The organism is Alkalicoccobacillus murimartini (genome assembly GCF_030813245.1).
Taxonomy (GTDB): Bacteria; Bacillota; Bacilli; order Bacillales; family Bacillaceae_D; genus Alkalicoccobacillus; species Alkalicoccobacillus murimartini.
Map to the genome: position 1 here is coordinate 831,968 of NZ_JAUSUA010000001.1, position 26,618 is coordinate 858,585.

Sequence of the window (26,618 nt, forward strand, 5' to 3'; positions counted from 1 at the left end):
GACTTCCCTTTCTTATCGCTTAATTTAAACAAGTAAAGATCCATTGAATTACTTCACTTCATGGGTCCAATTAAATGGATCAGGTTGTTTTCCTTTTTGAATACCTGTCAACGTTTCATAAAGTTTCGTTGCAAGAGGACCTGTTTCACGATTGTTAATGAGCGATTGCTTCCCTTTCCAGCTCAGTTCACCTATTGGCGAAATAACAGCAGCTGTACCGGTCCCAAAAGCCTCTTCTAAACGATTTTCCTCAATGGCTAAAAGAACCTCATCAATGGATAACTTTCGCTCCGACACAGGCATGTCCCAACTATTTAATAACTCAATAATCGACTTACGAGTTACACCTTCAAGAATACTTCCGCTTAAAGCAGGAGTGATAATTTCTCCGTCGATTTTGAAAAACACATTCATACTTCCTACTTCTTCAATATATTTCTTTTCTGAACTATCTAACCAAAGAACTTGGGCTTGCCCATGTGCAGTGGCTTTATCTTGCGCTTTATAAGCAGCAGAATAATTCCCGGCTGTTTTGGCTGTCCCTGTTCCACCTAAGGCAGCTCTCGTATACTCATCTTCTACATAGATGCCAACCGGAGCAATACCTTCTTTATAGTAAGAACCAACAGGTGAAAGAATAATCATAAATTTATAAGTTGCAGAAGGAGCTACACTTAAATTGGGCTCAGTCGCAATAATAAATGGTCGAATGTATAATGAGGTTCCTTCGTATGTAGGAATCCACTCTTTATCCAATTTCAGTAACTCTGACAAATACTCTATGACAAGCTCTGGGTCAATATCAGGAATGCTTAGTCGATCACTTGAACGATTTAGTCGTTTAAAATTTTGGTCTGGTCTAAATAAAAGAATTCGCTCGTCATCCGTACGATAGGCTTTTAACCCTTCAAAAACTGTCTGTCCATAATGATAAATCATTGCAGCCGGGTCTAACGTTAATGGCTGATAAGGGATGATACGCGGACTATGCCAACCATGATCGATTGAATAATCCATGATAAACATATGGTCTGTAAATGTTTTACCAAACTCAAGAGTTTCAGGATCTGGTTTTGTTTTATGATGTGTGGCTGTCATAATTTCTAAATTTTGATCGGACATGGTTAGAAACTCTCCTTTTATTCACAATACTTACAGTGTAACGAATCTATTATACCACGTGAATAGGTATTTTGAATGAGCCTTAAACCCGGTTTTCTTTCACAAAGTGCGCAAGTTCCATGATCATTGCTCCCATACGTTCGATTTCAGGGCTGACTATCCTTTGTACACCTTGACTACTAAGTTCTTCTGAAGTTACCTTACCTACTGATACAGCCACGACTTGTTTCTCAAAAAGGTTTAACAACTGCTTTTTTTGATTGTACAAACTAGCTACTTTAAACAACTCTCTAGCTTGAATAGCTGTAGTAAAACAAATCGCATCATACACTCCATTAATTAATTCATCAAGTAACTTTACTACATCCTCTTCTTTTGCAGATATGTGTTGATACGGAAGGATTTCATGAACCTGTGCTCCATTTGTCTCAAGAAACGAACGTAAAGCTGGCGCATTCATGCCATGTAATTGGACAAGTGTTGTTTTATTTCGAACATCCGTCTCGTTCATCACGTTCATTAAACCAGCCGTGGTTCCATCTTCATCTCGAAGGTCCGGACTATATCCATATTTCTTTAAAACAGCAAGAGTTTTATACCCTCTTGCAGCAATCGTTGCTCCATCTAATGCTTCAAACAATTCCTTTTCGAACTTCTCCTTCTCAGCCAATCGGAAAAGTGTTTCGGTCCCAATTCCCGTTGTAAAAATAAAAAGGTCCGGTTTTTGCAAAATGATGGACTGAAATTCAGCAGCCACATCCAGTTCTGCAAGGAATACAGTACCCTGTAAAGACCTCACCTCACTTGTTCCACCTTGTTTCCGAATAATCGTTTGCATCTCATCCGTTTTTCGAGAAGCAGCTAAGGCAATATGGTAATTTGAAAGACTTTTCATATCGTGAACATCCTTCCGTACCTACTCTAATGAATGATTGACAGTTTCTTATGTTCAATAGATTGAATATATCATGTTTTTTGTTTTTCGTTAAGTTTTGAAGGATTTAAGTAACCAATACGGTATGTGAAATTATTTAAGGATAAGTTTCCTTTGGTCAACTCTCTTTTCTCAAGCCTAGATTGCTGTCGTAAGCTAATCATCTTGCTATAGACCCACTCAATTATCATCTGTTACGATACATGAGTAAAAATGAGATGAACAAAAAGTGAGGAAAAAATATATGGAGCGCTATAATCAGCTTAAACGAGGAGAAAAAGGGGCATGGCTTAGCATCGTCACGTATGTGATCCTTTCAGGTGTAAAGCTTGTCATTGGGTATATGTTTTTGTCTCAAGCATTAATTGCAGATGGCTTAAATAATGCAACGGATATCATTGCCTCTTTAGCTGTTCTCATCGGCTTACGCATTTCACAAAAACCACCTGACGCGAATCATCCTTATGGGCATTTTCGGGCAGAGAATATTGCCTCTCTTATCGCAGCATTTATCATGGCTGCTGTTGGTTTGCAGGTACTTGTAGAAGCTGGACGCAATTTAGTTACCTCCTCCACTGAATCACCTGACATGATTACGGCATGGGTCGCTTTGATATGTGCAATCATCATGTTTGCCGTTTATCGTTATAACAAAAAGCTCGCTAAGCAGGTAAATAGCCAAGCTTTAGCAGCTGTAGCCGCTGATAACCGATCAGATGCATTAGTAAGTCTAGGGGCGATGATTGGAATTCTAGCTTCACAGTGGAACTTAGCCTGGATTGATACGTTGACAGCCTTGATTATTGGACTTTTAATTTGTTACACAGCCTTTGATATTTTTAGGCAGGCGACTCATTCGCTTACAGATGGGTTCCACGAGCGGGATTTACATGAATACAAAGCTTCAATTGAAGTTCTTGAAAATGTTGAGGCGCTAAAAGTTGTTAAAGCTCGCCAAGTTGGTTCATCAATTTATGCAGACGTAGTCATTGAAGTTTCACCCGATCTAAATGTAAGAGACAGTCATTTAATTGCAGATCAGGTTGAGGAAGTGATGCGGACGGAGCATCGAATTGAAAACACACATGTTCATGTTGAACCATCAGAAGAAGAAAAATTAAAAAGCTAAAAGCCATGTGATTTTTTATCACATGGCTTTTTTTAATATTAATCAAATTATCTGAATTATCCGGTTTAACTCCTAATTAATCGGGTAAATAAAAATAAGAAACAGACGGAGCCCCAAGCCCCGCCTGTACGTATTGTTCTTCCTATTAATCTAGGATGGTTACATTAATGGTTTGGCGACCAAATGCAATGGCATCACTATGAGATTGCATATACAAATCTACTTTATTTCCGTTAATCGCGCCACCAGTATCTCCAGCAATGGCTTCCCCATAACCTTCAACATGAACACGAGATCCTAGAGGGATCACACTTGGATCAACAGCAATAACTTTTTGGTTAGGGTTTTTGTTTAGATCAATACCCGTTGCCGTCACACCTGTGCATCCTGTGCAATTCGCTGTATAAGCTGTTGCTTCTACTTGAAGAGTCGTACCTTCTGTTTGACTCGTTTCTGATGATTCTTCAGATTGAGCAGAAGCCTCTTCTTGGGCTGGCTCTGATTGAGGCTCAGCTGACTCTGCTGGTTCTTCTGAAGATTCTTGCTGTGATTCTTCTTGTTGTGGTTCTTCTTGTTGTGGTTCAGCTTCCTCTGAAGCCGTTTCTTCTTGTTGTTCTTGTTGCGGCTGTTCCTGCTCAGTAGTGGTTTCCTGAGCTTCTGGTTCAGCGGTTACTTCTTCTGCTTTCGTTTCAGTTTTCTGTTCTACAACTTGCTCTTCAGTTATATAGTACAGCTCTTTAAACGTTTTAGGTCCAGCGATTCCATCTACAGACAGATGATGGTCAGCTTGGAATGATTTCACGGCTTCTTCTGTATTCGGACCAAAAATACCATCGTGTCCTCCATTAAGGAATCCAAGCTCAATTAATTGACCTTGTAGATCCTCAACTAGTTCCCCTTCATCACCTTCAGCTAATGTATGAAGAGCACCTACTGTTTGCGTGCCAGCTATTCCGTCTTGTGCAAGTTCATGCTTTTGTTGGAATGCTTTCACAGCTTCTGCTGTTTCAAATGTATAGGTACCGTTTATTTCGTCTTGAAAGAATCCTTGTTCAGATAACAACTCTTGAATTTCTTCAACGTTTTTACCTTCATCTCCCTGATTCAACGTTTCAAAGCTGCTTGCCTCTGAGATGCTTGGGGAAGCAAATAGGACAAATCCAGCCGTTGCAACTGGCAACGTTACGTATCTAAGTGTTTTAAATGGAATTTTAGCATTCATGGTGCCAACCTCCTTTGATTTCAACCACTGTTGCATACAGTACCAGTCACTTTAGAATCTATCAATGCTTTTGCGACCTACTTAAATGAATTGCAATCTGAATGTAACAAAAGTCAAAGGAAGGACATATGAATTCCATTTATTAGTTTAAAAACCCTCTTGTTTTTAGAGATTTGCACACATTTTGCGTGTTTTGATCCGTATTTTACGAATAACTTTAAAAATAATCTATTGGACTAGTTGATTATGACTTAAAATGTACTCTTTCAACATCATTCGCTACTTTGTTAGACGATTACCTTGTCATACATGTAATCATCCTGTTATAAATAGCACCTTTCGACACGCGTACTACGTGACTTTTTGCTATCGATTTCTCCAGCTGCCAGAATGAATAAATGATAAATGCGCCGTTTTAATGGAGGGAAAGACATAAACCAGGGCTTGTGTAACTGATTGCTTACGATAGACATTTAAATAAACTCGATTATACTCATTTTTTAACTCGTCCCCAATATACCCTTCAAGTGCATCAATTTTGTGCAGGACTTCCTCTGTTACATCGTAAAGTTCGCCCCAGACCGTCTTACTTGTATCATCCACACAGACAGCTGGATACCCTAAACTAGTGTCATAAAGCTCACCATAAATAAAACAATTTGAGTCAACACAATCTGAAGTAGCTAATAAATGACTGTTCGATTCATTTTTTAGTAAAGTCCCGTAAACAAAAACCATTGGCACATGTCATCATCCTTAAATTATTCTGTTTTTATTTACGGTATCAGATTTTCTGAATATTGCATAGGCTGTATAAAAAAAGAGGTGTCTTGTGTCTTATTCTTATATGGATGTTTTAGCTGAATTCGGGATCGGAAGTGCCCACCCTGGAGGATTTACTTTAACAAAAGAGCTTTTATCTCAAGTAGCGATTCATAAACAAGATCATGTTCTAGATTGCGGATGTGGTACTGGCCAAACGGCATCTTATCTTTCTTCTAGCTTTAACTGTTCTGTCACAGCATTAGACATCCATCCACTTATGATTGAAAAGGCGAGAAATCGGTTTAACATAGAGGATCAACCAATTACACTAATAGAGGGTAATGTGGAGGCTATGCCTTTTGAAGATCAGACTTTTCATTATGTCCTTTCTGAATCGGTCACTATTTTCACAAATATTGATCAAACTTTAAACGAATATGCTCGAGTTTTAAAACCAAATGGTACTCTCCTACTTAATGAGATGGTTTTATTAGAGAGGACCACTCAAGATGAAGAAGCTGAATTAAAAGAGATGTATCAAGCTTCGGATTTTTTATTCACAGATCAATGGATCAAGAAACTCAAAGCACATGGTTTCTCTTCTGTTCTGAGTTGTATTGCTAGCCCCATCTCTGCTCTTTTGGCACAGTCAGATGACAAAGGGAATGACTTCTTTCCTTCAGACGTGCTTGACCCTGCTCTCCATGACATGTTGGGGAAGCATCATGAACTTTCTAAATCGTTTGCCTCTAAACTAGGGTTTTTGTTGATCATCGTCCAAAAAACGTAATAAACAGACCAAGGTTTCTTTGTATTCATGCAACCTTGGTCTATTTTTTTGCAATTTGGCAATTGCGTTAGCTTGAGCGGTTACATCGGTTGTGGTATGTTCTTAAAGATAGACATTTTGGATGTAGGAAGGAAGTCTTGATTCATGGAAAAACAAAACATTGGCATTATTGGTGTTGGTGTAATGGGTAAAAGCTTAGCACTTAATCTTGAGAGTCATGGATATTCCGTTTCAATGTATGACGTCTCCGCAGAGCGTGTTAAACGCATAATTGATCTCGAGAAAAAAGAACGTCTCGTAGGCACATACAGTTTACAGGAGTTTGTTTCTTCATTAGAGAGCCCTAAGAAGATTCTTCTGATGGTACAAGCCGGTGCAGTAACAGACTCTGTTATTAATGAATTAATACCTCTTTTAAACCCTAAAGATATCATCATGGATGGTGGAAATACATATTACACTGATACCATCCGTCGAAATGAAGCGTTAGCTGAATCAGGCATTCACTTTATCGGCACAGGGGTTTCTGGTGGCGAGGAAGGTGCTTTAAAAGGTCCTTCTATCATGCCAGGCGGACAAAAAGAAGCATATGAGCTAGTACGTCCTATGTTCGAAAAAATTGCTGCTAAAGTAAATGGCGAACCGTGTACAACCTATATTGGACCAAATGGCGCTGGCCACTATGTAAAAATGGTTCATAATGGAATTGAATATGGCGATATGCAGTTGATTTGTGAAGCATACTGGCTTATGAAAGAGCATCTAGGTTTATCAGCAGAAGAGCTACACCAAACCTTCAAGGAATGGAACCAAGGTGAGCTCGATAGTTATCTGATTGAGATAACGGCTGACATCTTCACTAAGATAGATGAGAAAACAGGAAAGCCACTTGTTGATGTGATTCTTGATACAGCGGCACAAAAAGGAACAGGAAAATGGACAAGTCAAAGTTCACTTGACCTAGGTGTTCCCCTTCCTATCATTACAGAATCTGTATTCGCTCGCTTCATCTCAGCAATGAAAGATGAACGAACAAAAGCCAGTTCTGTTCTTCCTAAACCAGCCGGAAAACCTTCCGAGGCAACTCGTGAGGAATGGTTAGAAGCTATCCGTCAAGCACTTTTCTTTAGTAAAGTGATTTCCTATGCTCAAGGTTTCTCTCAGCTACGCTTTGCTTCCGAGGAATTTAATTGGGATTTACAGTACGGACAAATTGCTAGCATCTTTAGAGGTGGTTGTATCATCCGTGCCGGTTTCCTACAAAACATTATGGATGCGTATGAGAAAAATCCAGAGTTAGATAATTTGTTACTTGATTCGCATTTCATTACGATTGCAGAAAAGTATCAGCAGTCATTACGTGATATCGTTTCATTATCAGCACAAACGGGTTTACCTACTCCAGGATTTGCGAGCGCATTATCTTATTATGATAGCTATCGTTCAGCAACGCTTCCAGCTAACTTGTTACAAGCACAACGAGACTACTTTGGTGCTCACACGTATAAACGTGTTGACGAAAAAGGTGTCTTCCACACAAATTGGTTAGAATCATAAGAATAAAACGAAACCTAAGCATGTTGACTTAAACCGTCGACATGCTTTTTTTCGATCGCTTTGCTTTAGTTCACTATTTTTTACTTCGACTGGAAGAAGACAATATTAATTCAAGCTCTTTAACTAAATTCGGTTAAATGACTCTAAAAGACCTGAATAAACTTGATCTATTGATTGGAAAGAATTATACCTAATTGAAGATCCAACTGACGAGTCTTCCTAGAAAGGACGTTCGCCAGTTGGTTAAACAGAAAAGTAGCGGAAGGAGAAACCGAAGACTCCTACGGAACAGAACGAGTCTGAAGACATTGAAGGGGTGCCCTTCCACTTCAAGGGCTGAAGCCGTTCTTGTGGGTGCGTAGGTTTCTCCTGGAGCGGTGCTTATGAACCTATTTCTAGTTGACCGGGCTTTCTAGGGTCGTTCAAAGCCTGATCTCGGCTAAGTGCTTCATTTTTGGGAAGAACCCTTTTTCCAGAAAAAAAGACCGAACAATGGAGTGTCAGACACATCATTGTTCAGCCCTTTTTATGATTTAGAGATTTTTTTCCAGCCTTACAATCATTTTTATTCTCTATACATTATTTATTACATCTTTTCAATCGGCCACCAATGAAACTCATCCTGTTCTAATAGCTCGTTTGCTTCACGTGGGCCCATTGAACCGGACGGGTAAGAAGGCAGATTAGATTGATCTTCATCCCATGCCTCAGAAATGGCATCAATATACGCCCATGATAAGTTCACTTCATCCCAATGAGCAAAATTGGTTGCATCTCCAATCATGCAGTCAAATAAAAGACGCTCGTAAGCTTCAGGTGTATTGATTCCATCAATACCATGCTGAGAATAATTCAAGTTTACCGAACTAGTATCGCCGGTTGTCCCGATTTTTTTCCCATTTAACATCAACGTCATGCCCTCATCAGGTTGTATATGGATAACAAGAAGATTCGATCCGTTCTTCTCAATCTTATCATGATACAAGTTGTGTGGTTGTGGCTTGAACTCAATGACAATTTTAGTGGACTTAGCGGCCATGCGTTTTCCTGTTCGAATATAAAATGGAACGCCGGCCCAGCGATAATTATCAATTAATAACTTTCCTGCCACAAAAGTTTCCGTTTGAGAATCAGGTGATACATTCTTTTCCTTTAGATAGCCTTGAACTGTCTCACCATCATACACACCTTGTCCATACTGAGCTCGGATAAACGATTCTTGTACCTGCTGATCCGCGATTGGACGTAACGCGCGCAGAACCTTAATCTTCTCACTTCTAATTTCCTCAGTACTTAGACGCAACGGTGGCTCCATTGCAAGTAACGTAACCATTTGCATCATGTGATTTTGAACCATATCTCGTAGTGCACCGGAGTTCTCATAATAACCACCACGATCTTCTACACCTAATCGTTCACTTGATGTCACCTGGATATTAGCAATATGTTGGTTATTCCATAATGGTTCAAACACCGCGTTAGCAAAACGAATCACTTGGATATTTTGGACCATTTCTTTGCCTAAATAGTGATCAATACGATAAATTTCATCTTCACTAAACGCTTCACGGATCTCATCATTTAGTTTTTTAGCCGAAGCCAGATCATGACCAAATGGTTTTTCGATGACTAATCTTGTCCATCCTTCTGTTTCTGTTACACCTTCTGATTTTAAATATTGAGCTATTGTACCAAAGAACTCTGGGGCCATCGCCATATAAAACACACGATTCCCGCCTATTTGATGACGTTTGTCCAATGTATGTAGCATCTCTTTAAGCTCTGTGTACGAATGTTGACTTGTGACATTAAACGGTTTGTAATAAAACTGGTTACAAAACTCATCCAGATTTGTATGATCTCCGCTTATCTCTGTTTGAATGGATTCCTTCACCTGCGATCGTAAGGTTTCGTCTGACCATTCGCGTCTTCCTATTCCTACAACAGCAAACTGTTCACTGATACTTCCTTTTTGAAATAATCGAAAAAGCGAAGGATATAGCTTTCTTTTAGCCAAATCACCTGTTGCTCCAAAGATAACGATAATGGATTTAGGCTGCTCATTATTTTGCATGAAATACCCTCTTTTCTGATCTATGTAATAGTATTAGGTTACATTCTCAATTATTTCAGTTTGTTCAAGTAGTCTTGATACTAAACTTCAATTAGTATACAGCAAATTCGTTATTTTAGATAATTCAATGCTTCATAAAACGAAAATAGTTTTAAAAATAAAAACACAGGCTGTTAAAACAAGAACAGACTGTGTTTAGTATACACTGGATTTTAATGAATCCTTCACTTTAAACAGAATTCTTTTCTTGAAGCTACCTAAATATTCCGATGAGAAGAATTATCCTTTCACCTTCGTACGTGGACGAAGCTTACGAATAGCTGTGATTAGTAAAAAGATCACTAACAGAATATAAAAACTAATGAATATCCACCAAGGACTCATTGTCCAACCTGAAAGATCCAGCAATACTTCGAATATAGAAGGCTCAAACATATAGAAGAACATAATCGGTATGTTAATAGAAGCCAAAAGAAACGGCCAAGGATAACTTGATCCTTCTAATGAAGAGACTTCTCCGAACATGATTAACATGAACGTTAAAATGGCAAACCCACCTGTCATAAAAAAAGCCATACCATAGGTAGTAACGATCGCCACAATCGTTTTTCTAAAAACGGTTGATGCCCAAACCCCAATACTTGCAATGATGATCATCGTAAATAAAAACATACAAAATGCTAGGAATACCAGCAAAGGAGAAATACCACCATATAGGAAAACAATTACGTATAACGGGAATGATAAGACCACAAACAATAACAGAAAGGCTAAGGAAGCAATCATCTTACTAATTATAATGGTGGAAGATGATTGATCGGTAGTCAGTAGAATGGGTAACGTCTGACGCTCTCTTTCTAAACTTATCACGCCAGCAGTTAGACCAGGTGTGATAAAAATAAGCATGGCTAATTGAAACATACATAGCATCATAAAGATCATTCTGCTCTGAGAAGGTTGAAACACATGATTGGTCTCGAAACTCATTAAAGCTCCCATATATCCAAGAACAAGAAGTCCAAGCACAACTAAATATGAGCATATACCGATGTAACTTTTAACAGAGCGAAACCTCAACTTTATTTCTTTAGTTAGGACAGGGTTGTTCATCCAGTTGCTCATTTGCTTTCCACCTCTTTAGTGATATCCATAAAAATATCCTCAAGATCCGTCTCAATTTGATTAAATCCAAGAAGTGGTAAATCAGCTAGAACAGCTCTTTTTAGTAGCTTCTGCTGCTGATAATCAGAGCCCTTATATCCAAATTCAATGCTTCCGTCAGCTTCCATTCGTATCGTCGTCACATCGTTGTCCTCTTTAAAAAAGGAGAATACATCTTCATGTCGATCAAATGCATGGACTTGAATCATTTTTTGTTGCTGAAGCTTATCATGTATTTCCATTACACTTCCGTTGGCTACTAGCTTTCCATGGTCCACTACGCCAATTTGATCACACATTTCAGCAAGCTCAGGAAGTATATGTGAAGAGATGATAATTGTCTTATCCATTGATTTTAGTTCTTTTAAGATTTCTCTCATTTCAATTCTTGCCCTTGGATCTAATCCTGAAGCTGGCTCATCTAGTATTAATACACTTGGGTCATGAATGAGACATCTTGCAAGACATAATCGTTGCTTCATTCCTCTAGACAAGACATCGACATAATCATTCGCTTTGTGTGATAAATTTACCAGCTCCAATAGCTTTGGAATGACTTGTTTACGCTCAGTGACAGTTAACCCATAACTTCCTCCATAAAAATCAAGGTATTCACTCGTCCTAAATTGATCATATACACCAAAAAAATCTGGCATATAGCCTATTCTTCTCCTTACCTCTGCTGGGTTTTTGACAACATCTACTCCGTCAACAATAGCCGTGCCAGAGGTTGGAACCATAAGAGTCGACAGAATTTGAAACGTTGTAGATTTTCCTGCTCCGTTCTGACCAACTAGACCATATACTGAACCTTTTTTCACCTCTATATTAAGCTCATTAAGGGCGGTGAACGAACCGTAGCTTTTTGTGAGATTTATTGTTTCAATCATTTGAGAATTCACCCTCCACCTTTATCTGAGGCAAATCAAGCATATCCTTTGAATCATTTTTTTGAATTTGCACTTGAATATAACCCCATTCATCGATATAAGAATCTGCCTGTTCCAATTCAACGATTCCAGCTATTTCTTCAAAAGATCCTGAATCGTTATTATAAATTTCAAATAAGGTTTCATTCTCACTTAAGGCAGAGATCGTCATTTTTGATATTTCAAACGTACCATCAATTAAATCATTTGGCACATTAAATCCGATTTCATAGTTCCCGTTTTCAACGTATATTTGACTCTCACCAGCAGCAACCTCTTCTTCAAAATACGTATCCCCCTTATCACTGTAGCCCATAGGAGACAAATCACGATTTTCTAAAGTTAATGTTCCTTGTTGTTCGGAATGAACAACGGCTGTTTGTAACAGTAGATTGTGAATAGACTGTGTACCTGATTGCCCATTCAAGGACGCTTTTAGAATAGACTCATCCATAACGCCCGCAAAAGCCGGGAAGCCTTTGTCAAATAAATCCTCTGAAAATGAAGCCTCGAACAGACCTCTTTCAACCATTTCATCTAATGATTCATCACTTGTATAGGTAGAAACATACGTTGGTGAAAACAGTGTTTTTCCAGATAAAGAGAACGTTACTTCCTTTTCCTCACCTTTTTCAAAGGTCCCTAAGTTAACCTGTTCATGTCCAGCCAAAAAATAAAGGGATTGAATCGTGTAATTTGTATTGTTACGTACCGTTCCTCGAATTTCATTTTCAGAATACGTAAGGTCGGATTCAATGGTACCTGTATCAATGTTGTAAATAGGTCCAGCCACATTACTTATTGTCCAAAAATCACGATCTTGAAACGTAACTTGCTGTTGACCCATCCTATACAGAACACTCATGTTTCCATGCTCCGAAGTTTGGTTAAATGAGAGATCTTCCGAAATAGGAAATGGCATAAATTGATTTCCTTCAAAGGCAAGATTATAGGTCCCTCCAACATTATTTAAAAAGGATGCAGCACCAATTCCATACGCTTTTCCATTATCATCAATCTTTAATACGACATTTTCATTTAATTGACTAGCATTAATCCGGTCCTTTCCTCCAATTAGAAAAATAACTAAACACAATAAAATGGATACACTAGGTAGCACCCACCAAGCATGCTCCCTCTTATCCATTTTCCGAAGAACAACATACATCACAGGAAAAAGAATAAGATAGCCGCCAAAAATGCCCACCATCAAAATTAAGGGTAGTACAGAGGAAGGAAATAAGTTTGAAATATAAGAGATGGAATACTGATAGTTTTCATACAATGACACATCTGAATCAGGATAGTTGTTTGTCATGATCGGTTGGAGAAAATGTGTCCAAGCCTCAGAAGATCCTTCCCATTCTATAAAGGGTTCTGAAAATGGCGACAATAGCAATTGCGCGTATTCACCCTTTCCTGCCTTTTGAGTGACTAGTACCGGTTGATCATTACTTGTTTTTAAGAGTACTGATGATTGATCTTTTGGACTTCCCTCTAACAAATCAAAGGTTCCGTTTGTAAAATCACTATCCGTTAACTCTGTTAAAAAATCAGCATCTACCTCGACTTGACGTAAGTCATCTTGTATGGGCATTTGATGATAGAAAAAAGTATCTTTCTCAAGGTGATTAGAATCTCCTGCTATAAGCATGGTTCCACCTTGGTGCACCCACATATCAATTACTTGCTGCTGTTCATTCGTTAAGGTCTGCATCTCAAAGTCTGAGACAACTAACATCGATAACATATTTAGCCCCAAACCAGTCTCAGGGATCATATCTGGTATTACGTGTACGATTTCAGAACGTGTACCATTGATTGAACTGATATTTTTTAATGCAGATACAGATTCAGATTCGTTGGATAAAAGACCAATAACAAAATCTCTATCACTCAGTCCTCTCGCAGACAAAAATGAGTTCCCTTCAAATTCTAGCTCTTGTCCATGTTCCCACCCTTGCTCATAAAAACGAATCGTAGTAGGTGTAGCTCCTGTTCTTGAATAAGCATCATAACCAGGAATACTGATTGTGTAGCTTTCCTCGGAATTAGCTTGGAGATTTACTTCTAGCAATATATCCGCTGCATGAAGGGAATACGATGGACTAACTGTAAAAGCCAGCTCACCAGAAATACCTCGTGGGCTGTTATTTTGTATGGTTACCCTCACCGGAAATCCGTTGGCTGGGTTAGCCTTACCTTCAAAACCAATCTCTGTCATGATGGTTAAATCTTTTGGTTCATCCGCACGCACTGTAGTTGGGAAGATTAAAAAACCAATAATACCTATCATGATACATATGATGCTTTTTTTACTCATCATTTCTCCTGCTTTCTTTATAACCTCGATATTGAACTGATTCCTTTTAAGATAGCATATTTTCTTTTCATTCTTTCTCAAGTTTTTATAAAATTTATCAAATAGAAATGAATGAATTTTGTCGAACTTTCAACAGAATAGCGTGAGAAGTGTCGCAAGAAATATAAAGGGAATGAAAGAAAAAAATAGAATAACTGTTAACAGGACATTATTATGCGGAGGGAGTATATATGACCCATACGGGAGAGAACAAAGATTGGCTAATCAAACAGATTAAACATAACACTAAGAACGGCTTAACTACAGCCATTGAGGAACTAAGCATTAATCAAAAGATGGAAGGAAAAGAATTGTATTGTTTATTGGATGAGCTGGTAGACAATCAATCTGTACAATGGACTAGCGAGGAACAACTTATTTCATTACCACTGCCTTCCTGGTATGCCAAACGATTAGACGAAATAAAGCGATCCAGATATGCTGTGTTAAATAGAAATCTCAGTTTTTAGAATGTATGTACATAAAAAACCATCCTTTAGATAGAATCTAAAGGATGGCCTATTCACGTTCTACTTAGTAGTCATTTAATGTTTCTACAAACTTTTCAAACCGCTTATTTTGCTCATTAAGCAATTCAATGTTTTCCATAAAGGTTGCTACTAATTGAGCTTGGTCCGTAGATGCACCGGAAATATCGCTTATTTCCTCTTGCATTTTCTTCACAGATTTTTGAACCGTTGAAAGATTTTCATCTATTTGATTTGCAGCTTTTTTTGTTTCATCGGATAACTTACGAACTTCCGTTGCAACCACTCCAAATCCTGCCCCTGCTTGACCAACACGCGCAGCTTCAATCGCTGCGTTAAGTCCAATGAGGTTCGTCTGTCTGGAAATATCTCCAATGAAGTTCGTGATTTGAGACACACTGCCAGATTGATCCACCGTTTTAACAGCATTTTTTAGCAACTGATCGGATGTCGCTGAAAGTTGTTGCGAATGAGCGGCTACTTGTTGAATTCCACTTAAAAGATTATCTGAGATTTCTGCTGTTTCATTCATAAGCTCTTGTAGACGCTTCTTGTTTTTATGGCTAAAGTTTGCCGTCAAAACTGCCACAATCTCACCCGTATCTTCTTTAATTGGAATAAAAACAACATCAAACTCTACTCCAAATAATTCTTCAGGGATAGACCCAAATGTGATATCGTTATTTTTAATATCTTTAAAGTTCGTATGTGGCTCTACCAAGGGATCTCCTGGTTGTTGGCCAATTTTTAATGAATCACTGTCACACCAATATAATACTTTTTCATGATCATACACAGAGAGCGCTACATCACCTTTAAATAATTGCTTCACAAAAGGCATACTAGCTACCAAGCCTTCAACTAACGTCATTTCTTGAAATCCCCTCTCTACTAAACATCTTCTACTACTATATCGGTTATTTTTTTACTTATTTTAGTCCTTTTTCTTTTTTTATGATTAAACGCTCCAACGCCTTTTTTGACGAACTGATAAAGAACAATAAAAAAACCTCAAAGGATGAACACCCTCTGAGGACCTTGTTTAAAGTAGAGATTCAATTGCGTCTAGTTCTTCCTTACTAAATGTCTGATTTTCTAAAGCTTTAACATTCTCTTCAATTTGACTCACGCGGCTTGCTCCGATTAATGCAGACGTGACACGACCTTCTCGTAATACCCATGCTAAAGACATTTGTGCAAGTGTTTGGCCACGTTGTTTAGCTATGTCATTTAACTTATTTAGTCGTTGCACTAGCTCGTCACCAACTTGGTTTTCAGAAAGAAACTTGCTGCTGCCTCCTGCTCTTGAATCTTCAGGCACAGAGCCGCTTAAATATTTGTTTGTTAACAAACCTTGATCTAATGGACAAAAAGCAATAGAACCTACTCCATTTTGGCTGAGAACATCTAATAATCCTTCCTCAGGTCTGCGATCAAGCATTGAATACCTTGGCTGGTGAATCAAAAGTGGTGTCCCCAAGTCATCTAGAATACGAATGGCTTCCGCCGTTTGTTCCGCATCATAACTTGATATCCCGACATATAAGGCTTTCCCTTGCCTGACAATTTGATCTAGTGCCCCCATCGTTTCTTCAAGTGGCGTATTTGGATCTGGACGATGAGAATAAAAAATATCCACATACTCAAGACCCATTCTTTGTAAGCTTTGATCTAGGCTTGCTATCATGTATTTCTTAGAACCCCAGTCACCATAAGGACCTGGCCACATATCATAGCCTGCTTTAGATGAAATCACCAATTCATCACGATATGGCTTAAAATCTGTTTTTAGAATTCTACCAAACATCTCTTCAGCTGAACCCGGTGGTGGTCCATAATTGTTGGCAAGATCAAAATGGGTTATGCCTAGATCAAAGGCTTTACGCAGCATGGCACGTCCATTTTCATAAGAGTCAACTCCACCAAAGTTGTGCCATAGTCCTAAGGATAATGCAGGTAACTTAAGCCCAGATAGTCCACACCGGTTATACGTCATACCATCATATCGATTTGTTTCAGCTACATAACTCACAATTATTTCTCCCCTTTAGAAAGCGCATTCATAGTTAATATATGTATCATATATCAGCCTGTTGTGTAAGTCTATTAAAGTATCTGAGTACTATGCCTATTTAATGGCTGTATCCTTTTTTGAGTAGATTGATTATTAAATTTGTCATAAGCATCTTGAAGTGCTCGAAACAATTCCTGCTTGTCAACATAGCCAGACAGTAGCCTTATAGGTACACCTCGTTGATCCACTCTATTTACCTCCAACTGTACACCGATTTTTCCTGTCCTTATCTGACAAATCACTGTTTTTCCATAGCCTATGTCAATCTCACAATGATCTTGTTCCATGAGGGAATATAAACAAGCCCAGCTTTTCTTTAGATCATTTATATATAAGGATGAAGGGAGCAAGGTGGTATGACCTATTTTAAAGTGTATTGATCCACTTCGACTTAGCTTTGATGTACTCTCTTTTTCTTTAGCCTCAGCTTCATACGTTTCAATTACTATCATCTTTAGCACCTCATAAATTTTTTTCAAAACAAAAAAAACCTCTTTTCCGAAGAAAAGAGGTTTTTTGTTATATTCTCTCTTATCTCCCAGGTTAAAAAACCTGCAGGAATTAGCACCTTCCACTAAAGTGGGGTTGCTGAAGCTTCATCGGGCCAGTCCCTCTGCTTCTCTTAATAAGTATGTAATTTTACGTAATCTTAACAGAGAATAGATACACAATCAAGATCAGAGATCCCTTACTTTATCTTTTTCTCTAATTTGTATGTTTTGAATTGAAAACGAGCCCTCACCCTTCCCAAAGACATGTTCCCTATCGAATACCATTCTGCTTAGTTCAATACCGTGAGTGGATCTACTTACTAATGTAATTGGTTCTTCACCCTCCCTAGCAAACAAAGGATGTTCTGGATCTCCTATATATGGTTCATATATGTTCAACATCAAGTCTACATCGTTAGAAGAGTGGTTGCTTAATACAAGATGACAGGTAATTTCATGCTCACCTGCTTGAATGCTATTATACCTACATTCTGCTTCTTCAGAGTCAAATGAAACAGCATCAACTCCACTCGCAAACGTATATTGATATCCTTTCACTATTATTTCAGGAATCCAAGCCACCATGAAAATAGTTACAATAGAAAGGATAAACTTACGTTTTGATAAGGAGCGAACATAGATAAACATTATAATGATAAAGACAAATAAGTAGAACAGCTCACTTCCATAATTCAGATGAAAACTTAATACACCATAAGAATTTGTACCTAATGGAGACATATTTGGAAAAGGGGTTCTTAAAACCATGAAGATAAGGAACAGTATGATTGAGGCTGAAAATAACCACTTGTTTTTAATCATTAATCTCCCTCCATTTTTTGTATTATTATCAAACATACCACAGTTTCTTTTCGATCATGAAACAATAAGTAAAAAGCTTGAAAAACCATGTTTGGTTTTTCAAGCTTTTGAGGAGTCATTTAATTACAAGCAATTTACATTTTCATTCAAAAACATCTACATCTTATCCTTTAACCTTATAAAGTGCCCACGCCATTGAGCTGCTAATGCATCCACTTCCAATAGCTGATCAATTTGAGATGGGTCTTTGACCTGCTGAAAGAAAAGTTGATTAGCAGTATGGACAGACATTTGCCTAGGATCTCTTTCCACTAGAGTTATGGAAGAGTCCCCTCTAATGATTCCTTCCTTTAGAACTTTTGCGAAATAACCTGTATACCCTGTTTCCATTATTCGTTTAAAAAGCCCCTTTGACTCTGTTCGACGGTCAATGGTGATGCAGGGAACTCGGCCTTGAGTAATAGTCACTACAGCCTCCCCAATTTGATAGACATCTCCAATACACACATCTTTCTCAAGCATTCCTTTGACCACAAGATTCTCTCCAAAGGCTGAATCTGAAAGTGTTGTATTGAATTCCTCATTCCAGTCCTCATAGTGTTCATGCGGATAGAAACAAACAGCTCTCTCTTCGCCACCGTGATTTTTTAAGTCTGCTACCTTATCACCTTCAAAGCCAGATTTCCGAAGCATTACAGACTGAGTCTGTTTTTTACGAATGGCTGTTTTCATTTGTTTGTTATGGTTATATGTCATCACCTCAGGCTCACCAACAGCTAGATAACTTATCGAGAATTGATTCATATGTACTCCTTATATTCTTATTTTTTTCAGTTTATCATATGTAGCCCTTGCATTTAATCTATGTTTAAACAAATGAAAACCTATCTAGAATATACGATAACAAAAAAAGTAATTAACACAAGAAATAGAAATCACTAAATTTAGTTTACATAATTATATTATTGAACACCTTTAAAAAAAGGATCGCAATGAATAAACAGCGATCCTTTTTTCTATCTAAAGTACTTTACTTAAAAAAGCCTGTGTTCTTTCATGTTTAGGATGATCAAAAAGATCCGTTGGCGAACCTTCTTCAACAATTCTTCCATCATCCATAAAGAAGACTCGATCTCCTACTTCTTTGGCAAAACCCATTTCATGAGTCACCACTACCATTGTCATACCTTCCTTAGCTAGATCCTTCATCACCTCAAGTACATCACCTACTAATTCTGGATCTAGTGCAGATGTAGGTTCATCAAACAGCATAATTTTTGGATTCATTGCAAGAGCTCTTGCAATAGCAACTCGCTGCTTTTGTCCGCCTGAAAGGCTAGATGGATAGACAGACTCTTTATCAGAAAGACCTACTTTGGATAAAAGCTGTCTCGCTTTTTCTTGCGCTTCTTTTTTTTCTGTTTTACGAATAATATGTGGAGCCATCATAATATTCTCAAGTACCGTTTTGTGTGGGAATAAATTAAAATGCTGAAAGACCATTCCTACATTGGTACGAAGCTCATTAATATTAGTTGTTGAGTCCGTCAAATTGATTCCTTCAATATAAACATCACCCTCAGTAATGTCTTCTAATACATTTAAACATCGTAAAAATGTGCTTTTTCCAGATCCAGATGGTCCGATCACACACACAACCTCTTTTTCTGAAACGGATGTTGTAATGCCTTTTAGTACCTCATTTGGACCAAATGACTTATGTAAATTCTGAACATCAATCATTTTTGTCATGATCGCTCTAATCTCCTTTCTACTCTACGCAATAAGAGAGATATTGGGATGGTTATCATCAAATACATGACACAAACAATAAGATACACATCAAAATAGATGACATTTGAGCTTGCCACCTGTCTACCTTGGTACATTAATTCCCCGACCGCGATAGCAGAAAGTAGAGAAGTATCTTTTAAACTAATGACAAATTGATTTCCAAATGGTGGTATCATTAATTTTAACGCTTGTGGCCAGATGATATAGCGCATCGTTTGACTCGAATTGAACCCAAGTGATCGTCCTGCTTCCATTTGCCCTTTATCAACAGACTCAATTCCACCTCTTACAATTTCGGCAATATAAGCACCTGAGTTTAACGCAATAATGATATTAGCTGTTAGCATTTTATCAAGATTAATACCTAATAGCTGAGGCAAACCAAAATGAAGAAAGAATATCTGTGCAAGCATTGGTGTCCCTCGTACTAATTCTATGTAAATAGATGCGATACCATATAAAATTTTACTCTTTGATGTACGCATCAGACCAAAAATTGTTCCAATTACACAACCAAGTGATATACCTACAACAGTAATTATAAGCGTGTATTTTAAGCCTTCAAGTAGATATGGCATGGCAATCTGAATCGATTCTAACAATGAACATTTCTCCTTCCTGTAACACTGACGACTTTTCTATATTTAATAGAAAAGTCGTCTGCCTATTTATTCAGATTCCCCAAACCATTTTTCATAGAGCTCATCAAATCGTCCATTTTCTTTTAATGTCGTTAATGCTTCATCAACAACATCTCTTAGCTCTGAATCCTTAGGAAAAGCAATTCCGTAATCTTCCCCTGTTAATCGTTCACCGACACGAACAATTTCACCATTAGCATCAGATTGGCTATAGAACTCAACATTTGGTACATCATAAAGAACAGCCTCGACATGACCTTGAAGTAATGCTTGATAGGCTTCTGTTATCTCAGGATAAGCTTCAATATCAGCGTCTGTATTATCCTCAAGGTAGGATTGACTAGTAGATGAAGATCGAGTTGATACGGAAGTGGACTCAGTCAAATCATCTATTGATTCAATATCTTCGTTTCCTTCCAATACAGCAAGAGTTAATCCCGCTTCATAATAGGGCTGTGAAAAATCAATATTTTCTGCCCGGTCTTCCGTTATTGTAATTCCAGCAATACCTAAATCATACCGACTTGTTTCCATACCAGCTAAAATACCTGAAAATTCCATTTGTTCGAACTCTACTTCAAAGTTCGCTTCTTCAGCAATTAGTTCTACAAGCTCAATATCAAAACCAACTAATTCTCCGTCCTCAATAAATTCAAATGGAACGTAGCTATTGTCTGTTGCTACTGTGTATGTATCTCCTTCGTTAAATGATCCTGTCGAGCTACAACCTGCCATTAATCCAATTGAAACCGTAACCACCGTACAAATTCCCCACTTCGTTTTCATCAAATTCCCCCAAGTCTAACTATTTTATTTTTTCTAAATATGAAAACTATACACACTGTTTATTCCTTTATTATTCATAATTTAAACATGTTTTTTCTTTTTATTTCATATTCTCCTCATTTATTCTTCTTTTTTGACCTAATCTTTAGAAAAGCTTGATAAATATCATCCTTTTTTTATGCTATCTTATTAATCATAAAGCAATTATTCGCATAGTTATCTTACAAGATTGTCATGTATCTGAAAGCTAAATGGATTCTAGTTTTTTGAAACGTAAGGTATATTATCAGTAGTTTCGCATACGATTTTTACACGTCATTCATTTGATCGTCCGCTAAAGGGGTTTTTATGATGAGAATTGCTCTGTTCACTGACACATATTATCCTCAAATTAATGGAGTCGCGACGTCCATCATGATATTGGAGAAATATCTCGCGAAACGCGGGCATGAGGTGTTCATCTTTACCTCCTCAGATAGTCAAGCAGATTTACTTAAAGAAAGCGGGAAGGTCTTTCGCTTTCGGAGTTTAGGCGCTATTTTTGTACCTGAACGTCGATTAGCTATTGCTGGTTTATATCGTGCTTCTCATCTAATCGAAGAGCTTGGTATTGATGTGATACACACACATACAGAATTCTCTATGGGTTTTATGGGAAAACTCTTAGCTAAGAAGTATCATTTGCCTTGTATTCATACGTATCACACGATGTATAAGGATTATCTTCACTACATTGCTAAAGGCAAATTGATCACCCCTTCTATGGTCGGGGCATTCTCCCGTTTATTTTGTAAACGAACGTTTGCCGTCATTGCGCCTACTGAAAAAGTAAAAAAGCAACTTGAAACGTATCAGATAAATGAACAAATACGCACCATTCCAACTGGCATTGATTTTGAACGATTCAGGCGTCGGTTTAATTATTCTGAGGTGAATCAGACCATAAGAAGTCAACTCGGCATTAATCAATCAGATAAAGTATTATTGAGCGTTGGTCGTATTGCCATTGAAAAAAATATGCGTGCGATTATTCTTGCCATGCCTGAATTAGTAAAAAAACAACCACACGTAAAATTGGTGATGGTTGGAGATGGCCCCGCAAAAAAAGAGCTCGTCGCTCTAACAAAACAGTTAAATCTTACTTCAAACATTCTGTTTACAGGGGCTGTCAGATGGGATGATATTCATATGTATTATCATATGGCTGACATTTTTGTAAGTGCCTCTACTTCCGAAACACAGGGATTAACCTATATCGAAGCAATCGCATCAAATCTTTTGGTCGTTGCGAAGGATGATATTTGTATAAAAGATATGCTTATTCATAAAAAAACGGGCTTTCTTTTTCAAGAAGATCATCAACTGGCTACATTGCTTGATCAGATCATGACAAAAACAAGTGAGATTTCTTTAATTAAAAAGCAAGCAAGGCGTCAAATAGAACACTTATCTGCCACTCATTTTGCTAACCATATTGAACAATTGTATTCAGAAGCTGTACAAATATATAGTCCCCAACCTTCACGAATGTTCTCCTAACATATACGTGAATGAGTCAGAAAGTGAGAGTCTCATGATACGATTAGCGATGTTCTCTTCTGCAGAGAAAATAAAAGGTCAAGGAGTTGCTTCTGCTTATCGAGAGTTACTCAACTTACTTGCCCAATACCCACTGACTTATCAAATGAGCGTCAACAAATGGGACTCTGCTGATATTTCACATTACCACACTGTGGATCTTCATTTTTATCTATCTAGTTTCTCGAAAAAAAGAGGAATAAAAGTGGGGTATGTTCATTTCTTACCAGAAACGATTGACGATAGTTTGGAGCTTCCAAGTTTATTTCGAACGTTTTTTTATCGTTATTTGATTTCCTTTTATAATCGTATGGATCAACTGGTTGTAGTCAATCCTTCGTTCATCTCCAAGTTAACGGCACATGGCATTGATTCAGAAAAAATACATTACATCCCAAACTTTGTTTCTGGACAAACCTTTTATCAGATGGATTCCTTAACCCGAAAACAAATCAAAGATGAGCATAATCTTAATAGTCATGCCTTCACTGTAATAGGTGCTGGACAAATTCAACATCGAAAAGGCGTGTTGGACTTTATTGAGGTTGCAAAACGACTTCCAGATGTGCAGTTTGTATGGGTTGGTGGCTTTTCATTCGGAAAAATTACGTCTGGCTATAAGGAATTAAAAGATATTGTGGACAATCCTCCCTCTAACGTTCGTTTTACAGGGATTGTCGATCGAGACCAGATGAACACATACTTTAATATGGCTGACCTAATGTTTCTGCCTTCCTTTCATGAGCTTTTTCCGATGACGATCCTAGAAGCGATGAGCTGCGGATGTCCAATTTTGTTACGAGATCTAGAGTTGTATGAAGATATTCTCTTTGATTATTATGTCAAAGAAAACTCTATAGATGGATTTGTGGATCAAGTTAAAAGGCTGAAGGAAGATAAAAGCTACTATCAAACAGCCAGTCAAAGCGCACAACGAGGAGCCTCTCATTACTCAGAAGAGCGATTAACTGACTTGTGGAATACGTTTTATCACTCGTTGCATGGAGCCAATCAGGTTTCACACATATGAAGAAGTCGACACGTACGCATCTCTTAAATATTTTGTTCATCTTACTCATCAGTGGAGGATTTATCGCTATAGCTTTTCGTGATGTGGATTGGGTATCCTTTCAACAAGGATTACTTAATATACACTATGTATGGTTATTGAGTGGTGGTGTAGCGATGGTGATGTATTGGCTGATAGAATCGCTCGTGCTCCATCGTATGATCAACTCTCAAACGACTGGACTTCATTTTGGTTCATCCTTTAAAATTACAATGGTTGGGCAACTATTTAATATCATCACCCCTTCTTCTACTGGTGGACAACCTGCTCAACTATATATGCTACATAAAAGGGGGATGGATCTGGGCATAGCAAGTTCTGTTCTCATCCTGAAGTTCATTCTATTTCAAACGATGCTAGTCATTCTTTTTATTGGCATGTTTGCCTTTGGTTATCGTGATTTGGCTGCTAGTGTTCCAAATATGAAGTACTTTGTGATGTTTGGTTTCACTATAAATGTTGCTGTTATTGCGGTACTTCTTTTAGTTTGTTTTAGTAAACCAACCGTATTTGCCTTGATTCATTTTTTACTCAAGCCCGTATCCCTTTTCAAAAAGAACAACTACATACGTTGGAAAGAAAAACTAATGACAAAAGTGGAAGCATTCCATGCCGAAAGTAGACGGTTAATTCATCATAAAAGCTTGTTAGCAAGTTGTTCTTTTTTATCTGCTTTACAGCTACTATTCTTTTTCTCCGTTCCATACTTTGTATTCTTAAGTCTTGGATATAGCCAATTAAACATTTTAACCGTCATGTCCTTTCACGCCTTTATTATGATGTTCTCATCCTTAATCCCTACTCCAGGAGGAAGCGGGGCTGGAGAATATAGCTTCACGCTTTTATTTGGATCGATGGTGATTCAGACAGATCTACTTGTCGGGTTGATTCTTTGGCGTGTTCTCACTGCGTACAGCTGTGTATTAATAGGACTGTTAGTTATGGTAATCAAACCAAGCAGACAAAATACAAATCCCCACCCAGAAGTGTCCTAACGTTGGATGCTTCTTTTTAATTAGGTCTAATTGATGTCCTGCTTTCATAGGTATGCTTGAAGTCTGTTTATAAAGGAGACTGCTTATGATTCGCATTAACGGTCAGCTCATTCAAGGCAATCAATTGGATGCATTATCAGTTTCAAATAAACAACGGCCTATCTTAAAAAGTATGGCGGGAAATCAAACGGTTTATGACTTTTATACACAAGATGAATTGTTATTTGAACTCACCGTTCGCGCTAATACCACACAGGCTTCTTATGACCTGCTTCAAAGTGGTGTAGGCTTTGCAGACTTTGATCATTCCACTTGTAATCAAGCCATATGGACGCTAACAAGAGAAGGTGGTTTTCTGTTAAAGTCATCCGTCACCCCACAACGCGGTATTGACGATATCTTTAGGAATGGTAACCTCTATTCGTTTGAATGTGCGGTGGCTATTATCATTATTTTTTACAAGGCGACACTTGATTCGATTGGTGCCGCTTCTTTTAATCAATTATTTAGAGGGTTATATTTATTTTCTTGGCGCTATGATGAGGATTTACACTTAATTAGTCATTCTGGGTCAGAGTTCTTACCAGGTGATTGTGTTTATTTTAATAATCCTGAATTCAATCCAGAAACACCTGAATGGCGCGGAGAAAATACGATTGTCATGGAATATGACCTGTACTTTGGTCATGGCATTGGTATTGCTCCTGGAGCAGACATCATCAAATCCTTAAATGAACAAAGAAGGCCAGGCGCAAGGCTCTCTGCTTATCTTGAGAATCGAATTACACATCCTGAATATCGATATTTACGCAACTAACCCTCTATCATAAACCAATAAAAATAAGGACTTTTTCTTTAGCCCACATCTCTGGCTTGTAGAAAAGTCCTTTTTACAATTACTATACTCGAATAAGCTCAATCAAGTAGAGACGCTCTTCCTGATCTAACCAAAACCGAATTTCCGCGTGCCGATCTTGGTAACTAATATACGTCTCTCCAGTATCCGTTGTTTTCCCATAATAATTCCGTCCATATTTTATAATAATATCGCTTTTGTCAGCCCCAACTGAGATTCCTTCACTCGTCTTACTATCTGAATCCACGGTGGAGACATAAATAATCTTATTGGTTTCATTTAAAGCGAACGTAACATCATAATAGGTAAACAAATTCTTAAACTGTTTCGTTCCTTCTGGTATCACTTTAATATTTGAAGGATCTAGATCTCCTACTTCACTATCTAGATACACCTCGTCAATCTGTTCATAAGACATATCTCGATTAAGTTCTTTGGATTCAACCACTAATGATCGAAGCACAGCTGCTCCAATTAGACAACAGACAACAATGCCTATAACTAACAGCCCTTTTTTCAAATAATCACTCCAACACTTTTGTCCTACTGTCATAGTGAAGGAAGAATCTAAAGAAACTCTAAATTCTATATCAAGATTTTGTGAACATATTAAGTATAAATAGTTTACTTGGTGGTTTCTTCAATTATAGTAAGGAAGTACAAGTTTCTAATGTGTTATCAACGGCTTAGCTTAGTGGGAGTGAATAACATGCATGAGTTAAAGCAAACCTTACAACATGAACCAAAGGTCTCCGATGAATTAATTAAAAAGATGCTCCAACATGTAGGTTCCACCGATGCAGAATTACGTGATCAGTTAATTTATTCTCAACTTGCAACGTGGATCGCTACAGATCAATTAACACATACTCATTACAAGCTGATCATCGAAAATAGCTTAATTAAGGCAACAGAATATTTGGGCTCAGTTGATTCTGATACTATTTTTCACGGTCTTTCTCTCTTTTATTAAGTGCCT

General features: G+C 37.8%; 26 protein-coding genes and 1 riboswitch. Of the genes, 9 read left to right on the forward strand and 17 right to left on the reverse strand.

Annotated features, from left to right (window positions below):
• Positions 1-48: 48 nt before the first annotated feature.
• Both J2S05_RS04465 and J2S05_RS04470 read right to left on the reverse strand, forming a co-directional pair.
• Positions 49-1,122, reverse strand: coding sequence for a branched-chain amino acid aminotransferase (locus J2S05_RS04465; RefSeq protein WP_306980275.1), 1,074 nt, complete (start codon positions 1,120-1,122; stop codon positions 49-51).
• A gap of 82 nt (positions 1,123-1,204) precedes the next feature.
• Positions 1,205-2,017: a uroporphyrinogen-III synthase gene (locus J2S05_RS04470; RefSeq protein WP_306980276.1), complete on the reverse strand. Its 813-nt coding sequence runs from the start codon at positions 2,015-2,017 to the stop codon at positions 1,205-1,207.
• A gap of 283 nt (positions 2,018-2,300) precedes the next feature.
• Here J2S05_RS04470 and J2S05_RS04475 point away from each other — a divergent pair, with 283 nt between their 5' ends.
• Positions 2,301-3,185, forward strand: coding sequence for a cation diffusion facilitator family transporter (locus tag J2S05_RS04475; protein WP_306980278.1), 885 nt, complete (start codon positions 2,301-2,303; stop codon positions 3,183-3,185).
• Positions 3,186-3,330: 145 nt separating this feature from the next.
• Here the strand turns inward: J2S05_RS04475 and J2S05_RS04480 are convergent, their stop codons facing one another.
• Together J2S05_RS04480 and J2S05_RS04485 are read right to left on the reverse strand one after the other, a co-directional pair.
• Positions 3,331-4,407: a peptidoglycan-binding protein gene (locus J2S05_RS04480; RefSeq protein WP_306980280.1), complete on the reverse strand. Its 1,077-nt coding sequence runs from the start codon at positions 4,405-4,407 to the stop codon at positions 3,331-3,333.
• 366 nt (positions 4,408-4,773) lie between these two features.
• A complete protein-coding gene (locus J2S05_RS04485) occupies positions 4,774-5,145 on the reverse strand; it encodes a gamma-glutamylcyclotransferase family protein (RefSeq protein ID WP_306981092.1) in 372 nt (123 codons plus the stop codon).
• Between the two features lie 94 nt (positions 5,146-5,239).
• Here J2S05_RS04485 and J2S05_RS04490 point away from each other — a divergent pair, with 94 nt between their 5' ends.
• Both J2S05_RS04490 and gndA read left to right on the forward strand, forming a co-directional pair.
• On the forward strand, positions 5,240-5,962 hold the full coding sequence (locus J2S05_RS04490; protein WP_306980282.1) for a class I SAM-dependent methyltransferase: 723 nt from the start codon (positions 5,240-5,242) through the stop codon (positions 5,960-5,962).
• Between the two features lie 144 nt (positions 5,963-6,106).
• Entirely contained in the window at positions 6,107-7,519 is a 1,413-nt protein-coding gene (gndA, locus tag J2S05_RS04495) for an NADP-dependent phosphogluconate dehydrogenase (RefSeq protein ID WP_306980283.1), read from the forward strand.
• A gap of 586 nt (positions 7,520-8,105) precedes the next feature.
• Here gndA and zwf read toward each other — a convergent pair.
• The 4 genes from zwf to J2S05_RS04515 all read right to left on the reverse strand — a co-directional run bounded on the left by zwf (position 8,106) and on the right by J2S05_RS04515 (position 14,006).
• Entirely contained in the window at positions 8,106-9,593 is a 1,488-nt protein-coding gene (zwf, locus tag J2S05_RS04500) for a glucose-6-phosphate dehydrogenase (protein ID WP_306980284.1), read from the reverse strand.
• Positions 9,594-9,872: 279 nt separating this feature from the next.
• Complete coding sequence (locus tag J2S05_RS04505; RefSeq protein WP_306980286.1) at positions 9,873-10,715, reverse strand: ABC transporter permease; 843 nt, start codon at positions 10,713-10,715, stop codon at positions 9,873-9,875.
• Positions 10,712-11,644, reverse strand: a complete 933-nt coding sequence (locus J2S05_RS04510; protein ID WP_306980288.1) for an ABC transporter ATP-binding protein — start codon at positions 11,642-11,644, stop codon at positions 10,712-10,714. The genes J2S05_RS04505 and J2S05_RS04510 overlap by 4 nt, the downstream gene beginning before the upstream one ends.
• A complete protein-coding gene (locus J2S05_RS04515; RefSeq protein ID WP_306980290.1) occupies positions 11,637-14,006 on the reverse strand; it encodes a hypothetical protein in 2,370 nt (789 codons plus the stop codon). The genes J2S05_RS04510 and J2S05_RS04515 overlap by 8 nt, the downstream gene beginning before the upstream one ends.
• A gap of 230 nt (positions 14,007-14,236) precedes the next feature.
• Here J2S05_RS04515 and J2S05_RS04520 point away from each other — a divergent pair, with 230 nt between their 5' ends.
• The gene (locus tag J2S05_RS04520) at positions 14,237-14,515 is read left to right on the forward strand and encodes a hypothetical protein (protein ID WP_306980291.1); all 279 of its coding nucleotides are present in this window, start codon (positions 14,237-14,239) and stop codon (positions 14,513-14,515) included.
• A 64-nt stretch (positions 14,516-14,579) separates the two neighbouring features.
• On the opposite strand, the gene J2S05_RS04525 is transcribed toward J2S05_RS04520, so the two are convergent.
• From J2S05_RS04525 to J2S05_RS04560, 8 genes are all read right to left on the reverse strand, one after another.
• Positions 14,580-15,404, reverse strand: coding sequence for a methyl-accepting chemotaxis protein (locus J2S05_RS04525; RefSeq protein ID WP_306980293.1), 825 nt, complete (start codon positions 15,402-15,404; stop codon positions 14,580-14,582).
• A 171-nt stretch (positions 15,405-15,575) separates the two neighbouring features.
• Positions 15,576-16,529, reverse strand: a complete 954-nt coding sequence (gene mgrA, locus J2S05_RS04530) for an L-glyceraldehyde 3-phosphate reductase (RefSeq protein WP_370873613.1) — start codon at positions 16,527-16,529, stop codon at positions 15,576-15,578.
• A 110-nt stretch (positions 16,530-16,639) separates the two neighbouring features.
• Positions 16,640-17,059 (reverse strand): hypothetical protein, encoded by a 420-nt coding sequence (locus J2S05_RS04535; RefSeq protein WP_306980295.1) that lies wholly within the window; start codon positions 17,057-17,059, stop codon positions 16,640-16,642.
• A gap of 76 nt (positions 17,060-17,135) precedes the next feature.
• Positions 17,136-17,239, reverse strand: a riboswitch (SAM riboswitch).
• A gap of 45 nt (positions 17,240-17,284) precedes the next feature.
• Positions 17,285-17,920 carry a hypothetical protein gene (locus tag J2S05_RS04540; protein WP_306980296.1) on the reverse strand — a complete coding sequence of 212 codons (636 nt, stop codon included), beginning with the start codon at positions 17,918-17,920 and terminating at the stop codon, positions 17,285-17,287.
• A 156-nt stretch (positions 17,921-18,076) separates the two neighbouring features.
• On the reverse strand, positions 18,077-18,724 hold the full coding sequence (locus J2S05_RS04545; protein WP_306980297.1) for an MOSC domain-containing protein: 648 nt from the start codon (positions 18,722-18,724) through the stop codon (positions 18,077-18,079).
• A 216-nt stretch (positions 18,725-18,940) separates the two neighbouring features.
• The gene (locus J2S05_RS04550; RefSeq protein ID WP_306981093.1) at positions 18,941-19,663 is read right to left on the reverse strand and encodes an amino acid ABC transporter ATP-binding protein; all 723 of its coding nucleotides are present in this window, start codon (positions 19,661-19,663) and stop codon (positions 18,941-18,943) included.
• Between the two features lie 5 nt (positions 19,664-19,668).
• The gene (locus J2S05_RS04555; RefSeq protein ID WP_306981096.1) at positions 19,669-20,292 is read right to left on the reverse strand and encodes an amino acid ABC transporter permease; all 624 of its coding nucleotides are present in this window, start codon (positions 20,290-20,292) and stop codon (positions 19,669-19,671) included.
• A 90-nt stretch (positions 20,293-20,382) separates the two neighbouring features.
• Positions 20,383-21,141 carry a transporter substrate-binding domain-containing protein gene (locus tag J2S05_RS04560; RefSeq protein WP_306980299.1) on the reverse strand — a complete coding sequence of 253 codons (759 nt, stop codon included), beginning with the start codon at positions 21,139-21,141 and terminating at the stop codon, positions 20,383-20,385.
• A 348-nt stretch (positions 21,142-21,489) separates the two neighbouring features.
• Here J2S05_RS04560 and J2S05_RS04565 point away from each other — a divergent pair, with 348 nt between their 5' ends.
• The 4 genes from J2S05_RS04565 to J2S05_RS04580 all read left to right on the forward strand — a co-directional run bounded on the left by J2S05_RS04565 (position 21,490) and on the right by J2S05_RS04580 (position 25,600).
• Complete coding sequence (locus J2S05_RS04565) at positions 21,490-22,680, forward strand: glycosyltransferase family 4 protein (RefSeq protein WP_306980300.1); 1,191 nt, start codon at positions 21,490-21,492, stop codon at positions 22,678-22,680.
• 34 nt (positions 22,681-22,714) lie between these two features.
• Positions 22,715-23,749, forward strand: coding sequence for a glycosyltransferase family 4 protein (locus J2S05_RS04570; RefSeq protein ID WP_306980302.1), 1,035 nt, complete (start codon positions 22,715-22,717; stop codon positions 23,747-23,749).
• On the forward strand, positions 23,746-24,783 hold the full coding sequence (locus J2S05_RS04575; RefSeq protein ID WP_306980304.1) for a lysylphosphatidylglycerol synthase transmembrane domain-containing protein: 1,038 nt from the start codon (positions 23,746-23,748) through the stop codon (positions 24,781-24,783). Before J2S05_RS04570 ends, J2S05_RS04575 begins: the two co-directional genes overlap by 4 nt.
• An 85-nt stretch (positions 24,784-24,868) precedes the next feature.
• Positions 24,869-25,600 (forward strand): protein-glutamine gamma-glutamyltransferase, encoded by a 732-nt coding sequence (locus J2S05_RS04580; RefSeq protein WP_306980306.1) that lies wholly within the window; start codon positions 24,869-24,871, stop codon positions 25,598-25,600.
• 82 nt (positions 25,601-25,682) lie between these two features.
• Here J2S05_RS04580 and J2S05_RS04585 read toward each other — a convergent pair whose 3' ends face one another.
• Complete coding sequence (locus tag J2S05_RS04585; RefSeq protein ID WP_306980307.1) at positions 25,683-26,159, reverse strand: hypothetical protein; 477 nt, start codon at positions 26,157-26,159, stop codon at positions 25,683-25,685.
• Between the two features lie 189 nt (positions 26,160-26,348).
• Between J2S05_RS04585 and J2S05_RS04590 the strand changes: the two genes are divergently transcribed.
• Positions 26,349-26,612: a hypothetical protein gene (locus tag J2S05_RS04590; protein ID WP_306980309.1), complete on the forward strand. Its 264-nt coding sequence runs from the start codon at positions 26,349-26,351 to the stop codon at positions 26,610-26,612.
• Positions 26,613-26,618: the final 6 nt, after the last annotated feature.